General features: G+C 72.8%; 11 protein-coding genes. 7 read left to right on the top strand and 4 right to left on the bottom strand.

The window, feature by feature from the left end:
* Window positions 1-55: 55 nt before the first annotated feature.
* The gene (locus ABZZ20_RS05895) at window positions 56-2257 is read right to left on the bottom strand and encodes an N-6 DNA methylase (protein WP_356867111.1); all 2202 of its coding nucleotides are present in this window, start codon (window positions 2255-2257) and stop codon (window positions 56-58) included.
* Window positions 2258-2402: 145 nt separating this feature from the next.
* On the opposite strand from ABZZ20_RS05895, the gene ABZZ20_RS05890 reads away from it, so the two are divergent.
* The 4 genes from ABZZ20_RS05890 to ABZZ20_RS05875 all read left to right on the top strand — a co-directional run bounded on the left by ABZZ20_RS05890 (window position 2403) and on the right by ABZZ20_RS05875 (window position 7883).
* Window positions 2403-4088, top strand: a complete 1686-nt coding sequence (locus ABZZ20_RS05890; protein ID WP_356867109.1) for a DUF6119 family protein — start codon at window positions 2403-2405, stop codon at window positions 4086-4088.
* A gap of 177 nt (window positions 4089-4265) precedes the next feature.
* Entirely contained in the window at window positions 4266-6338 is a 2073-nt protein-coding gene (locus tag ABZZ20_RS05885) for a hypothetical protein (protein ID WP_356867107.1), read from the top strand.
* A gap of 118 nt (window positions 6339-6456) precedes the next feature.
* Window positions 6457-7632, top strand: a complete 1176-nt coding sequence (locus tag ABZZ20_RS05880) for a hypothetical protein (RefSeq protein WP_356867105.1) — start codon at window positions 6457-6459, stop codon at window positions 7630-7632.
* Between the two features lie 68 nt (window positions 7633-7700).
* Window positions 7701-7883, top strand: a complete 183-nt coding sequence (locus tag ABZZ20_RS05875) for a DUF397 domain-containing protein (RefSeq protein WP_356867243.1) — start codon at window positions 7701-7703, stop codon at window positions 7881-7883.
* Here the strand turns inward: ABZZ20_RS05875 and ABZZ20_RS05870 are convergent.
* Complete coding sequence (locus tag ABZZ20_RS05870; protein ID WP_356867103.1) at window positions 7867-10347, bottom strand: helicase-associated domain-containing protein; 2481 nt, start codon at window positions 10345-10347, stop codon at window positions 7867-7869. The two genes, ABZZ20_RS05875 and ABZZ20_RS05870, sit on opposite strands and share 17 nt — an antisense overlap.
* A 218-nt stretch (window positions 10348-10565) precedes the next feature.
* Between ABZZ20_RS05870 and ABZZ20_RS05865 the strand changes: the two genes are divergently transcribed.
* The 3 genes from ABZZ20_RS05865 to ABZZ20_RS05855 all read left to right on the top strand — a co-directional run bounded on the left by ABZZ20_RS05865 (window position 10566) and on the right by ABZZ20_RS05855 (window position 13006).
* Window positions 10566-10829, top strand: coding sequence for a CopG family transcriptional regulator (locus tag ABZZ20_RS05865; protein ID WP_356867101.1), 264 nt, complete (start codon window positions 10566-10568; stop codon window positions 10827-10829).
* Entirely contained in the window at window positions 10826-11239 is a 414-nt protein-coding gene (locus ABZZ20_RS05860) for a PIN domain-containing protein (protein ID WP_356867099.1), read from the top strand. Before ABZZ20_RS05865 ends, ABZZ20_RS05860 begins: the two co-directional genes overlap by 4 nt.
* A 213-nt stretch (window positions 11240-11452) precedes the next feature.
* Window positions 11453-13006: a CBS domain-containing protein gene (locus ABZZ20_RS05855; RefSeq protein WP_356867097.1), complete on the top strand. Its 1554-nt coding sequence runs from the start codon at window positions 11453-11455 to the stop codon at window positions 13004-13006.
* A 249-nt stretch (window positions 13007-13255) separates the two neighbouring features.
* On the opposite strand, the gene ABZZ20_RS05850 is transcribed toward ABZZ20_RS05855, so the two are convergent.
* On the bottom strand, window positions 13256-13879 hold the full coding sequence (locus tag ABZZ20_RS05850) for a 3'-5' exonuclease (RefSeq protein ID WP_356867095.1): 624 nt from the start codon (window positions 13877-13879) through the stop codon (window positions 13256-13258).
* A 72-nt stretch (window positions 13880-13951) separates the two neighbouring features.
* Complete coding sequence (locus ABZZ20_RS05845; RefSeq protein ID WP_356867093.1) at window positions 13952-14566, bottom strand: hypothetical protein; 615 nt, start codon at window positions 14564-14566, stop codon at window positions 13952-13954.
* Between the last annotated feature and the right edge of the window lie 49 nt (window positions 14567-14615).

Genomic DNA, 14615 nt, shown 5'->3' with positions numbered 1-14615 from the left:
CAAGGGGAGCGGGTGCGGACAAGTGTGGTCGATGGGTGAGAAGTTCGGGTGTGGTTCAGGCCGGGCCGGTACCGGCCGAGGCCGGGGCCCCGGCCGTCGCCATCGCCGTCGCCGTCGCCGGGAGCAGCGCGCCGCCCGTGAGGCCGTCCGTCAGCAGAGCCGCCGTCTCCTCCGCGAGCCGCGCGGCCTGCCGTGCCCGTGCGCGCAGTTCGTGGACGTGCCGGAAGGCCTCGCCATAGCGGCGCTGCTCGTCCAGCGGCAGCAGCGGGACCCGTAGCCGGCCCGGAGCCACGTGCAGGACGGTGCTGCCGGTGGAGGCCCCCGCGACGTTCTCCGCCGAGCCGACGAATCCGGCCAGGAACCAGGAGTCCAGGCGGGCCGGGTCGGGGCGCAGGAGGTGGACTTGGGGGCCGAGGAGCGCGCCCGCGTCCGTCTCGTCCGCCACTCGGGCCATCGGCCCGGCGCCGCCCGCGATCGCCCGTACCAGGACGTCGCCGACGACGATCACGGGCGCGGGAGCCGCCGAACGGAGTTCCGCCGGGTCGCCGGTCGGGCCCGTCCCGCGTGCGATGTCGGCTCCGGTCAGGACCGGCGGCGCCGTTGCGGAGGAGGCGCCGTCCGGCTCCGGTTCCGGTCCCTTGGCGTCCGGCACGGTGCGGAGCAGGGTCAGCGCCCCGCCCCGGGCGAGGTCGGAGGCGGTGGCCGTACGCCATTCCCTGGCCGGGCCGCCTGGTTCGGGTGGGGTCCAGCCGGTGAGGTCCGCAGCGTCGAGGAGGGAGCGGGCGGCTTCGGTCAGTTCGCGGCGGCCCGTCTCCGTACGCGTGGACAGCTCGGCCGGGTCGACGTCCGTGCGGGAGATGCGGACCTGGCGGGCCGGGGTGAGGTCGACGAGGTCGTCGAGGAGGTCGACGACCGGCACCGCGCGTGCGGTGCCGGGCTCGGCCGCGAAGCGGTCCGGGTCGGCGGTGAAGGCCTCCCAGTGGGCGAGCGTCCGGGCCGTCAGGCCGGCCCAGTCGATCGGGGCACGGAAGGAACCCCCCGTACGCGGCGAGCCCGCCGCCTCTCCCCCGGCGGCCGGCCCGGGCGCCCCTGCCATGTCGACGAACAGCACCGACTTCCGCTCCGGGCCGCCCGGCTCGGGCCGTTGCAGTACCCACAGCTGCAGGCCCACGTGCAGCGGCGGTGCGGCCCCGGCCGGGAGGGCCAGTACGGCCCGCACGGCGCCGCCGCGCACCAGCTCCGCCCGCACCCGGCGCCCGGAGGGGCGGGAGGCGGTGGCGGGCGGCAGGATCAGCACGGCCCAGCCGCCCGGCGCGAGGTGGGCGAGGCAGTGCTGCACCCAGGCGAGCTCGGATTCGGACCGGCCCGGTACGCCGTACGCCCAGCGCGGGTCGTAGGCGAGCTCGTCGTGGCCCCAGTCGCGATCTCCGTACGGCGGGTTGCAGACCACCGCGTCCGCCGTCAGGCCGTCGAAGGCGTCGGCGCGCAGGCTGTCCCCGATGCGTACGGTGATCTCGGCCTGCGGCGCGGCGAGGTTCAGCCCGACCGTGGCGCGCTGGGCCTGTACGGGTACGGAGTCCTGGCCGAGGAGGGTGGTGGCGCCGCGCCCTGCGGCGGCTGCCAGCAGCGCGCCGCTGCCGCAGGCCGGGTCCAGCACCCGGGCAACCGCGGCCGGGAGCAGCTCCGCGACCAGCCGCGTCAAGGGTTCGGGGGTTCCGTAGACGCCGGTCGCGGCACTGTCCTCCAGTTCCCTTTCCGCGAGCACCGCGAGCGCGGCCGGGCCGCCCTCCTCACGTACGCAGCGAAGGAGCGCGCGCAGGGTGGAGCCGTCGGACGCGGAGAACAGGGGACTCGCGGGCGTCGGACCGGGGAGCGAGGTCAAGAGCCCGGCCACCTCTTCGGCGGCGCGAGCGACGAGCTCGGCGTCCGTGAGGTCGGCGAGCGCCGCCGCCTGGTCCGGGGAGCGGCGGGCGAGCGTGAGGACGAAGCCGATGCGGCCGGTCGTCCTGTCCGGGTCGGACGTCTGGAAGCGGACCGCGGTGCGCAGCTCCTCCCGGGGGTCGGCGACCTGTGTGTGACCGCGTGAACCGAGCCATGCCCGGACCGCTCCGAGGTCGTAGAGCGGACTGGTGTCGGTGCCGGCGGACGGAGCGGGGAAGTCGTCGTGCCGTCGGCGCCAGTTGCTGACGGTGGCCCGGGTGACACCAGCGATGCGGGAGATCTCGGCGGCTGTCACGTGGGCTGTTGTCTCGGGCATGGCCTGGCGGCACCTCTCCATTGAGCGAACAGCTCACACCCTACACCACAACCCGATCGGAAATTTATGTTTGACAGCGCTTTCACGAGAACATCTACTGAGTGTCGTTAGCACCAGGCCTCACCTCACCACCCCGGGAGTCCCCATGCCGCTCGGCGCGGCCATCACCCACAGCCCTGCCACCGCCCCCAAGACCCGGCGCAGCACCCTCTACCTGCTCCGGGACACCGGCACGTCCCCCACGGACCTGCGCGCCGCGCTCAACGCCAGGTACGAACGCGATCACTCCTTCGTCGTCGAGGACGTGACGACCGGGGACACCCCGGCGCTCCTGTGCCACGGGGTGATCGGCCACCACCGGCCGCCCGACTGGACCTCGGCGGTGCACACCCTCACCGGGCGGAAGCCGTCCGTGGAGAACCGCACGTCGGCGTGCGCCCTGCTCCTCCCCGTCGCCGACGACGTCTTCGCCCTCACCTTCGGCATGGGGCACCTCCTGCTCGACCAGAGCAGGATCTCCCCCGGCTTCGGCTTCGACTTCGTCCTGCGCGCCGCGCAGCCCGACGCCATCCGCCAGGTCACGCACAGCCTGATGGACGCCAGAGGCCGTACGGACCGGAGCTCGGCCGCCCAGGGCCAGCACATCCGTGCGTTCCCCATCGAGGAGTACGGAGAAGTGGTGAGCCGGCTGGTCGGCGTCCTGAGCTCGACGGAGCTCACGATCGGCAAGCACAGCCGGCGAACGGCCCAGGTGGCCGGCACGGACGCCCTGAAGATCCATCTCGGTGCGCAGCCCCAGGACCTGGTCCACGACCTCACGCAGGTCCGGGCGATCCTCGCCCGCCGGTCTCCCGCACCGGAATTCGAGGCCATCGCCCGCGTTCGGCCGCTCAAGAGCGGAGATCCGCGACGCAGCGTCCTCGATGCCCGTCTCGACGATCTGCTGGGCGCCTCGGCGGACACCGGATCGCTGGCTCTGGCCGTCCCCGCGGCGTGCCTCGACCAGGAGGACGCCGCACTCTCCTACCAGGTGAAGGTCGGACCCGTCCGCCGCCTCATGCCTTCTCCGGTGCTCGACGACATTCTGGAGCTGCTCGACGGCCTCCCGCCCGGCAGGCGCCTGGAAGCCCTGTCCGCAGGCTTCATACAGATGCACCGGGACGAGGAGGGCGCCGACCCGGTGAGCGCCCGGGTGAAGGCCCACAAGTGGATCACGGCCGAGATCCCGCTCGGCGCCAGCCGCTACTTCCACCACGAGGGGCGCTGGTTCGAGATCGGGGACCAGTACCTGGAGGGCATCCGGAGCGAGGTCGACACCCTGCTCACCACACCGGCGGGCTGCACGCTGCCGGCCTGGACGGCCGACCTCGCGACGGAGGAGGAGTACAACCTGGAGGCAGCGAAGCACGGTTACCTCTGCCTGGATCGTCGGCTGATCAGGACCGCCCAGCATCCGCACGGTTTCGAGGCCGCGGACCTGCTCGCCGAGGACGGGACCCTGATCCACGTGAAGAGGGCCGCCTCCTCGGCGCCGCTCAGCCACCTCTTCGCCCAGGGCAGGGTCTCCGCCGACGCCCTGCGCTACGACGCGGAGGCGCGCGCCGAGTTCGCCCGGCGCGTGCGGGAAAGGCACCCGGGGCACCCTGTCGGCGAGGAGTTCACCCCGAGGAAGGTCGTCTACGCCATCTCGCTCAAGAGCGGCAAGGCCCTGACGACGAAGAACCTGTTCACCTTCGCCCAGGTGTCCCTGCTCCAAGCGGCCCGCGCCCTGCGCGCGCAGGGCATCGACGTGGCGGTGGTCGGCATTCCGTCCCCGGGCACCAGCATCTGAGCCGCGTCCGTGACGTCCGTACCCCCGCACCGCGCATGAACCCGTATGACGCGTGGGCCCGCCCACGGGGCGCGGGCCGCCGCCCGTCGTCGCGGACCGCCCACGGGGCGGGAGCGGGGCCGGTAGCGTACTCCGGGAGTCGGCAGGCGGCCCCGGAACGGAACAGGCAGTCCCCCCATGCGCATGCACTACGAGCCCGATGACGACGACTTCGAGGCAGCCCGTGACGTGTTCGTCGGGCGGTTGGAACGGTGGGCCGTGCAGGGCCAGAGCTCGGACGCGGTGGACACCTTCGCCGTGGCCGCCGCGCTCGACTACCGGCACGGTGCCACCGTCGACGGGCGGCTGGGTCTGTGGGAGCCGCGGCACGTCGCGGCGTTCCTGCTCGACTGGGCGCCCCGTACGCTGACGGTCCTGCCCGGCGAGGAGCTGCCCGAGGCGCCGGAGGCGCTGCGGCTGCTGCTGCGCTACCTGGATGCCACCGGGCTGGCGGACCCGCGCGGGACGGCCCTGGACACCCTGCTCGGCGCCGTCGACGACACGGCGGCCGGGTATCCGCAGGCGATGGCCGACCGGAGCCGCTGGGGGCTCGCGAGGTTCTGGACCACTCTCGCGGCCGAGCAAGGCGTCGACCTGGGCAGTCCGGCGGCGCTGGCCCGGTTCAGCGAACGCGCCCGGCGCGGAGAGGTCCCGTACGACGAGGACGTACTGCAGGCCATCGCCGCACGGCACATGGCCGAGGGACCGCCCGGCGCCCTGCGCGCCGAGCGGCAGTTGCCCGTCGTCCTTCCGTCGCCGGAAACGCTGACGGCCGAGGCCAGGCAGGTGCCCCTGCTCGGCATGCTCCAAGGACTCGCCGCATGGGCGGGCCGGGAAGGCCGGCCGGTCACCGCCACCGGCCGGCTGAAGACCGCCGACGCGCGCGAGCTCGCCGAGCGGCTGGGCACCGGGGACACCCCGCCCGCCGCCGTGCGCTCCGTCGACGACCTGCCGCGCCTGAGCCTGGTCTTCGAACTGGCCAGGGCGGCCCGCCTGGTGCGCGTCGTCAAGGGCCGCGCGCACGCGGTCGGGAAGGCCGCCGGCGACCTGAAGGACCCGCTCGCCCTGTGGCGGCGCGCATTCGACGCCGTGTTCGGTATGCGGCAGCCGCTGCTCGGGGCGAAGAGCGGCTGGCACACCGAGTCGATGCTCTTCGACGCGTACGAGGACATCCTCCCCGACGTCCTCAACACCCTCTACAGCCTTCCCCACCCCATGCCCTGGCCCCGGCTGCGCGACTCCGTCGACCACGCCTACCGGGTCCGGTTCCAGCTCGACGGCGCCGCGCACCGAATGTGGTTCGACGACGCGCACCGCGACCTGCGCGTGGTACTGGACCTGCTGGAGGAACTCGGCGCCGTCGAAAGGACGGTGGGCCTGGCGGACCCCGTCTACCGGTCGCTCCCGCTCCCCGCCGGCGCCGCGGACCCGGCGCCTGGCAGGCCCGCCGGGAGCGCGGTACTCCCGGACGGCCGGCCCGCTGACCCGGTACCGGACACCGGAGAACCGTCCGACGGCCCCGTGGAGCTGATCCGCCTGACCGCCCTGGGTACCTGGGCGGTACGCGCCCGCCTGCTCGACGCGGGCCGTGACGCACCCCTCGTCGGGGAACTCGCCCACGCCCCCGCCGCCGGCCTCCTGGGCATCCTCGCCGAGCACTACGACACCGACTCGGCCCGCCTCGAACTGGACCGGTGGATCCAGTCCCACGACGGCCCCGAGCACGCCTTCCCCCTCCTCCTGGACGCCATCCGCACCATGCCCTACCGCACCCGCGGACAGGCCATGCTCGAAACGCTCTCCGCCGCGCTGCCCGAGGGTGAGGGCGACCGGCTCACCCTGGCCCTGCGCCGTGACCCGCAGCTGGCGCCGCTCGCCATCGGTGTGCTCGTCAACCGGGGCCTGCTCGCCCCCGAGGACCTGACCGAGGCCGAGAGCCTGGTCATGGTCGCGGAAGGCATGCTCCAGTTCCTGGAGGTCACCGGCCCGGAAGGCTTCGGCGATGCCATCCGCGCGCAGGGGGCCGACTTCCGCGAGGCCCTCGACGTCGCTCTGACCGCCCCGCACCCCGACCACGACGCGCTGCGGGATCTGCGCGATGTCGCGGCCCGGCTGCCACGCGCACCCGCGGCACGCGCCGGACGGCGACCGGGCACGACAGCCCGGCGGCCCACGCGCGGAGGTAAGCCGGGGCGCGGACGCCGCCGGTAGGCCGCCCCTGGCTCGTCCCGCCCACACGGGGTCGCGTGGGTGGCGCCACTTCGCAGTGCCTCCTGCGGCTCCGGCTGCCCCGTCGGAACCTCTCCTCCCCGCAGTAGGCTGTCCGGTCGTGAGCGAGTACCAGTACTACGAGTTCCTGGCGATCGACCGGCCGCTGGACGAACGCGAGTTGGAACAGGTACGGGCGTTGTCCACCCGGGCCCACATCACGCCCACTAGCTTCACCAACGAGTACCACTGGGGCAACTTCCGCGGCGACACGACCCAGCTCGTCGAGCGGTTCTACGACGCCCACCTCTACTACGCGAACTGGGGCAGCCGCCGCCTGGTCCTGCGCCTGCCCGCCGGGCTCCTCAGCGCCGAGGCCGCCGCCCCCTATGCCCTGGAGGAGTCACTGAGTGTGTGGACCCGCTCCGGGCACACCCTCCTCGACTTCTCCCTCTCCTCGGAGGACGGCGCCGAGTGGGACTTCGAGTCCGCCTTCTCGCTGTCCGCGCTGGTGGGGCTGCGCGCCGAGCTCTCGGCCGGTGACCTGCGGGGCCTGTACGTGGCCTGGCTCGCCGGACTGAGCGTGTGGGAGCAGGCCGAGGACGACGAGGAGGAGTACGTCCGCGAGGTCGAGCCCCCAGTACCCGCCGGCCTGGCAGCCCTCACCGGACCGCAGCGGGCCCTGGCCGACCTCCTGAACGTGGACCACGACCTCCTGGCCGTCGCCGCCGCGGTCAGCGCGCCCGCCCCTCGGGCCGCCACCGTGGACCGCGCGGCCCTGGCTGTGTACATCGCGTCGCTGCCGGCCGCGGAGAAGGACACCCTGCTGCTGGAGGCCGTACTCGGCACCGCTCCCCAGCCCGGGCCGGGGCTTCTCGCCCGCTACAACGCCACTCGCCTGCCCGGCCCGCGCACCACCGTCGAACGCCGCACCGCCGCCCAACTCCTAGACGCCGCCCACCTGCACCGTACCGAGCGTATGCGGCGGCTGGCGGAGGAGAAGGCCGCTGCCGCACGGGCGCGGGCCCTGGAGGTCAGCCGGGCGCGGGAGACACGCCTGGACCAGCTCGCTCAGGACACCGAGCGGGCATGGCGGGACGTCGACCAGCTGATCGGGAAGAAGAGCGCCGGCCCGTACGACATCGCGGTCACCCTGCTCACCGACCTGCGAGAGATCCACTCCCGCGCGGGAACCAGCGGTGTTTTCGAGGACCGGGTCGGCGCACTGCGTGCGACCCACCGCGGCAAGCCGTCCCTGATGCGCCGCTTCGACGCCGTCGGCCTGCCCAACCCCTGACAGCACCATGGCCCCGGCAACGCCTCCCGCGGCGGCATCGTCGTCAACTCGGCGACGAACTCCGGCGCCTGCGCGATGCGGCGCGCCTCACGTGGCATAGCAGCAGCTACAGCGGCGGCCAGGGCGAGTGCGTCGAGGTCGCCGACGGCGTCCCCGGCGTCGTCCCCGTCCGCGACAGCAAGCGGCCCGCCGGGCCCGTGATCGGGTTCGGGGTCGGCGCCTGGCAGGCGTTCGTCACGTACGTACGCTGAGGAGCTGCGCCGCCAGGGTGCGGGCGCTGGCCGGGACGCCGCGGACGGGTTCGCCGTACCGGGGGTGGGCCTGGTCCAGGGTGGGGAGGAGGCTGGGCGCGCGTTCGGCCGGGGCCCGGTCGAGGACCGTGGTGCCGGTCTCGGCTTCCTGGGTGGGGGCGTAGCCGGCCGCGCGCAGGGTGGTGAGGGTCTCCTCGGGAGGTGCTGTGGAGATCAGGACGGTTGGGGCGATCCGGCGCAGGCGGAGCTTGGTCAGGCCGCGGGCCTGAGCCACCTCGGCGATCAGTGCGGTGTCGTCTGAGCGGATGCAGCAGGCGGAGCGTACGACCTTGAGCTGTCCGTGGGTGCGGGCGGTGTCCTTGATCGTGTAGGCGAGCGGCTGGGGCAGTGGGGTGTTGCGTTCGCTCACCTCGGCCAGGCGGTCGAGGAGTTCGTCGGCGGCCCAGCCGGCGTCCAGGGCCCGGCGTACGGAGTTCGCGGTGATCCGCCAGACCACCGCGTGCCCTTCGGACTCGATGTCGCCGACGGCTGAGAGCAGATCGGCGAGGGCGGGCGCGGGTGCGCCGGTGACGGTGGCGGTCAGGTCGCTCTGGAAGCGGGCGGTGACGCTGGGCGCGGGCAGGGCTGTGTACAGGGCTTCACGAAGGGTGGTCACCGCCTGGGCCAGGGCGGGGCGGAGGGTGAGGTCCTCGCCGAGCCCCTCGGAGCCGCGGGCGGCCGGATCGGCGCCCGCTCCGGGCACGGCCGGGTAGTGGTGGGCCGCGCCCGCCTCCAGGAGTCGGCACAGGGCACGCCCGACGGGGGTGAGCGCACCGTGGGCGACCACGCCGAGCAGAGCTGCCTCCGCCAGGGTGGCCGCCAGGCGGTCGAGCAGTTCGTCAGCGACCGTCAGCGCTCCCGTGCCGTCTCCGGCCAGGTGGCCGCGCAGGGCCGGTTGGAACCACGCGGCCAGGACCAGGAGTTCGGCGTATCCCAGCGCGTCCCCGGTCAGCCCGTGGCCGTCGGGGAGGGTCGCGAGGGCCCGCAGGACGCCGGTCCGCAGGGTCACCGCGTCCTCGTCGCTCGGGCTGATGAGCGCGACCGGGGTCTCGTCGGGGTCCGGCCAGTGGCTGAGGACCTCGGGGACCACGGCCCAGGCGGCCAGCAGTGGCAGCAGCTTGCCCGCGGCCGGGGCCGCCGCCCAGGCGTCGTAGCGGTCGCTGGGCAGCAGGCGGGCGGAGGGCTGGGGCGCCTTGGAGTCCCGGCGGCGGCCCCGGGCGGCAGGGGCCGGCTCGTCGTCCTGGGGCGCGGCGAGTCCGGCGTTCACGGCGAGGTCGAGCCACAGCCGGGTGCCGGCCTCGTCCGCCCCGGCCGCTTTGGCCAGCCGCCGGGTGTCCCGTACGGCGATCCCGCCCGCCTTGCGGATGGCGACCGGCTGGGCGGCCAGCGCCCGTAGGACCAGTTCGGCCCGCCAGGCGGCGCCCGCGGCGGCCGTGCCGCCCTCACCCTCCCAGCCGGGCGGCAGCGGCGCGGTGGCGGTGAGCGGCTCCGGTTCCAGCCGGGGGCTGGGTGCCGCGCCCTTGTCGCGGAGCGCACGGGCGACTTCGTACGGGAGCTCCAACAGGTCGAGCCCGACGGGGAGCACGAGCCCGCGCGCGGCCAGCCAGTCGGTGCCCTCGTCGCCGCTGCCGGCCTCCCGGAAGACGTACTTGGAGTCCGGGCCCGCGTACTGGCTCCCGTACCGGCTGACGAAGCAGTGGGTGCGCAGCAGCGGCGGGCCGGGAACCAGGTGGTCCAGGAGTTCCTGGGCGCGGGCCGGGGCGGCTGCCACCAGTGCCCGCACCCGGGCGGGATCGGCGAGCAGAGCGGTGATCTGTTCCTGGGCCTGGTCGCGGGTACGGGCTGCGCCCTCGCCGAAGAGGTTCGCGGCGATCCGCTTGACCTCCGGGGCGTTGTAGGCGGAGGTCAACAGCCGGTCGGCGGTGCGCCCGTAGCCGTCGAACCCGGCGGCCCGGACGTGCAGCAGTGGCGGCAGCGCCAGTCTCCCCTTGGGTGCGGGTAGCAACAGCGCGCGCTCCCGCAGTCGGGTGAGCGTGTGCTCCGCCCGCTGCCGCTCCTCCCCCGACTCGAACCAGGCCAGTACGTCCCGCTCGGCCACCAGCCGGTCCGCGGGCTCCACCGGCACCACTGGCCGGTGCTGCTGCCAGGGGTACCGGGGGCCGCTCCCGCTCTCGCCCTCGACAGGGCCGTGCCGCTCCAGAGCCAGCGCGGCGATGGAGGCCAACAGCGCCAACTCCCCTGCCGTGCCCGCCATCAGGCCGTGGCCCACCGACTCGTCGCTGAGCAGGTGCTCGGCGAGCTCGGGGAGGGTGGTGACCTGCCGGTACTCGGCGGCGAGCGGCAGATCCCGCTCCTCCAGCAGGGCAGTCAGCTGCTCGGCATCCTGGGCGCCGAGCCATTTCGCCAGGGCGGTGCGCGCGTTCACCCGGCCAGCCTAGCGTCGGCCAGCCACCCCGCAGGGGTGAACCTGCCGCGTCGCCTCAAGCCGCCGCCCTCAAGGTCCGGCGGAGGCGCCCGCCCGCGGGGCGGTCATCCTGCTCACTCCGGCTCGCAAACACGTCACCGTTCACGCCGGAACGCCCTGTGGCCCTTCTCCCCAGTTCACCCAGATGTGGCGGGAGGATGAGGAGTAGGATGAGTAGCATGAGCGAGCCTACCGGGAAGTACTCGATCACCATGCCGCGTGACATCGCGGAGGCGGCCCGGGCCCGCAGCGGTCCCTCCGGCCTGTCTGCTTATGTCGCCGCCGCCGTCGCCCGCCAGATCGAACGCGACAACCTCAACGAGATCGTCCAGGTCGCCGAAGCCGAACACGGGCCCGTCACCGACGAAGAGCTCCAGGCCCTGCGCGACCAGCTCCACCAGGCCCGGCAACAGCAGACCCGCAGCGGGGCGGATGCGGCGTGACGCGCTCCCCCACCGTCCCTGGCGGCACCCTCGTCCTCGACAGCGAGGGGCTGGCCAGGGCCGTCCTGCGCGACCGCACCGTCACTGCCTGGCTGGCACTCGCCCGAGCCGATGACCTGCGGGTCATCACGTCCACGGCCACCCTTGTGGAAGTGGTGCACCCCGGAATCAACCGACCGGCCCTGGAGTGGACCCTCTCCCGCCTCGTCGTCGAACCGGTCACCGAGCCCATCGCCCGCCACGCCGCGGCCCTGCTCGCCGACGCCGGCCTTCACGGCCACAAGTACGCCATCGACGCCATGCTCAGCGCTACCGCCCTCGCCGCACCCGGGCCCGTCACGATCCTCACCTCCGACCCCGAGGACCTCGTCACCCTCTGTGGCGGACATGTCACCGTGATCAAGGTCTGATGCGGGTGTAGCTGTTCCGGCGACCTGTCAGCGAGGTCTCAGAGCGGGACACGCGCACGGTGCCCGCACACCTCTGGACAGCCCTGCGGAGCCGAGCTGCCCAGAGGCACTGCCCGCCGAAGCTGTCCAAACTCTTGGACAAGCTCGCGAGGGGACGGCTGAAACGATCTCGCTTGTACCAAGTCCGCTCGACAAGGAACACTCGGGTGCGCATTGGGCGATTGGCAGGAGGCGGGCATGGTGCGGGCCTGGACGGTACGGGGCGGACAGTTAGGGGAGCGGGAGCAAGTCGCGCTCTCAGAGGGCCTGGTGATCGTCGGTTGGGAGGATCTCGGCGACCTGAGCGGCTGCTCTTCCCCTGACGACATCGGTGATCTGCTGACCAAGGCATACCCGGGCGAGGCGGTCGGGACCATCGACAGTTGGAAGCGTCAGCTCTGGCGCTTCATTGCGATGGAGGTCGGCGACTACGTCGTCATGCCGCGCAAGCATCTGTCGGTCGTGGCCCTGGGCCTGCTGGTCGGACCGTACGAGTACCGGGCCGAGGCACCGCCAGGTTTCCGGCACGTGCGGAGGACGGACTGGGTGCGGCCGGCCGTTGAACGAGCTGCCGTTCGGGGTGATCTGCGGGACAGCATGGGGGCTTTCCTCACAGTCAGCGAGCTGAGTCGGCGTGACGCCGCGGCACGCGTCCAGGCCCTCGCCGAGACGGGGACGGACCCTGGTTACGTGGGTGACGGCGAGCCGCCCGGCAGCCCGGAGGGCTTGGTGAACGATGTCCGGGACAGCGGTACCCGGCAGTTGACCGCCCGTGACCTGATCGGCCTGTGGGGGTGGAAGCGGCGCACCTCTGACGTCGCCGATCTGGTGGACCAACACCTTGCGGAGCTCGGGCTCCGGGTCGACCCCCACTTCAACGACGTCCAGTTGGACGGCCTGGTCACCGTGTCAGCGGAAGGTTCCACGGGGCTCGGGGACGGCATCCGCGATCAGGACCGGGGAGGCGACCAGCAGGCGCGTCCGGAAGACGATGGCCCACGTGACCGTGACCTGACCTGGCGGATCGGCAACCTTCCCTTCGTCCGGGAGGTCGTGACGGTCCGGATGAGCGATGCGCTGAGCCATGCGATCACTCCGATGATCGAGCACGACTTCTCCCAGCTTCCCGTGGTGGACCACAACAACGTGCTGCGTGGGGTCGTCACCTGGGAGGGAATCGGACGGGCCCAGCTGGGCGGCAGGACGGCCACGGTGGCCAACGCCCTGGACCCGCATCCCGAAACCGCCCGCGTGGAACATGCCCTTTTCGATCGGATGGACCGCATCCAGCGGAGCGGCTTCACGATCATCGTGGACGGCGAGAACACGGTGATCGGAATTCTGACCTCGACCGACCTCGCAGGGCAGCTGAAGCAGCGCATAGAGCCTTTCATCCTCCTGGAGGAGCTGGAGCGGCGACTGCGCCGCCTCATCAGGCACTTCTCCACCGAGGAGCTGCCGAAGGAGATCCGCAGGACCATGGAGCGCGGACAGCACCTCAGTCTCGGCCAGTACGTCTTCCTGGTGGAGGACGGCCATTGCTGGAGCACGCTGCGGTGGCCCTTCGAGCAACAGGACATCAGCCGGCGGTTGGCCACCGTGCGGGACTACCGCAACGATCTCGCCCACTGGGCGGTGGACGCGCCCGCCGAGGATGTCGCGGCGCTGGCTGCGACACGCGGGTTGCTCAAGCTCCTGAAGCTCGTGGATCACGACCCGGCGGTCTGATTGCTCTGGCCGACTTCGCCCGGGCGGCCCCACGGGAACGCGTGGGGCCGCCTGTCCGACCCTCGTCAGGCGGGTGGCAGTAGGGCACTCCCCCGGAGACCACACCGCACAGCCCGCGCGGCCCCGGTTCCGCGAGGGAACCAGGAATGCCCTCGGAGACGGAGCGGCTCTTCGTGGCAAACCGTGCCTGATGCGTCGCTCCGGCGCCGTCCGCATGCCCCACTCCTTGGCGCGAGGAGCGGCCTCTTCTCAGCTCGCTGGGATGAGCGGTGCGAGGAAACGGCTCGGTTCGCCGTGCCAGGTGATGGCGAGCGCGTCGCGGGCACGGGTCGCCGCGACGAAGAGCAGCGAGCGTGCTCGGTGCAGTTCTCGCCGGTGGCGGCTCGGATCAGTGTGTTCCCAGGCGTCGACGGAGGTCCGGGGGACGAGCCCCTCGGCAGCTCCGGCGATGATCAGGCAGCGGTACTCCAGTCCCTTGAAGCGGTACATCGTGCCGACGTGGACGCCCTGGTCGCCGCGCGGCCCGTCCTGGGTGATCTCCGAGGCTGCGATGCCGCTGCGTGCGAGGCGGTCGGCGAGCTGGGTGACCATGTCGTTGGTCGGGACGCAGATCGCCATGGCCTCCCGGGGTACGTCGTGCCGGGCTCGCAGCTGCTCCACGACGAGGTCCATCTCCTCGTCCCAGCTCCGTGCCCCGTGCAACGAGGGCTCGGTGCCGTGGAGGACCGAGCGGTAGCCGGCGAGTGTGTCGGTGTCGCCGTCGAGGTCGTCGTAGTCGGCGTCACCCAGGACCCGGATGGCGTCGCGGAGGATCTCCCGGGTCGTGCGGTAGCCCTGTCTCCCTCTCAGCGCATCCTGATCACTGTCCTCCACGGCCTATAGATCGCGCCACGGCTCGTCAGTGCGGCGAGCCGCCGGCTGGCACCGCGCGCTGTACCGGCGTCGTCAGGCCGGTGGCTTGTTGAGGGGCGCATCGCTACCGGCCCAGAGGTAGATGCGGGTCATGCCCGGCTGGAACTCGTGCGCGTGGATCTGCGCACACAGTCGGAGTGCGCCGCTTTCCGGTGTCTTCGCCTCGCGAGGGCAGACACTGGTGCTGCGCATGCCCTCGACGAGGGTCTCGGGCTCGGGCAGGCCGAGGTGAGTGAAGCCGTCGCTGCGGGTGAAGCCCGGTTCTTCCGGACGCAGGTTGGGCACCATCTGGGTACCGTCACGCCGAAGCGGCTGCACGAACCGGTCCGCCTCCGCGGTCGTCACAGTGAAGGCGAGCAGCGCGGCGTCGTACTGCACGTTGGAGTGGAGCCCGGCACGACGGTCGGTGGCCGTCTCGGGCACTTGCACACCAAGCGCGCCCGCCGTCCACTCGGGGGTGGCGTTCTCCTCCCAGCAGCACATCCGCCTCTCGGCATCGGCCGGCTGTCGCATTTCGTACATGACCGTCAGGGCTGTCCCGAGGAAACCGAAAACGCACAGACCCGTGAACACCCAGGCGCCGATGGCGAGGCGCCGCTGCCAGGGCTTCCGCCTCCCTGCAGCGGGTGGAGCCGCGGAACGGTTCATCGGTCGACGTCCCCTCCGCCGTCCCGGCCATGGCGGCCCGGATCACTGC

Origin of the sequence: Streptomyces sp. NPDC006430 (assembly GCF_040612395.1) — a bacterium.
Lineage (GTDB): Bacteria > Actinomycetota > Actinomycetes > Streptomycetales > Streptomycetaceae > Streptomyces.
Note: the sequence above shows the minus strand (reverse complement) of the source record. Positions and strands in the feature narration are given on the sequence as shown.

Coding starts and splice junctions, on each gene's coding strand:
- ABZZ20_RS05865 (WP_356867101.1), top strand. CDS start 10,566: ATGAGCGAGCCTACCGGGAAGTACTCGATCACCATGCCGCGTGACATC.
- ABZZ20_RS05890 (WP_356867109.1), top strand. CDS start 2,403: ATGCCGCTCGGCGCGGCCATCACCCACAGCCCTGCCACCGCCCCCAAG.
- ABZZ20_RS05885 (WP_356867107.1), top strand. CDS start 4,266: ATGCGCATGCACTACGAGCCCGATGACGACGACTTCGAGGCAGCCCGT.
- ABZZ20_RS05845 (WP_356867093.1), bottom strand. CDS start 14,566: ATGAACCGTTCCGCGGCTCCACCCGCTGCAGGGAGGCGGAAGCCCTGG.
- ABZZ20_RS05895 (WP_356867111.1), bottom strand. CDS start 2,257: ATGCCCGAGACAACAGCCCACGTGACAGCCGCCGAGATCTCCCGCATC.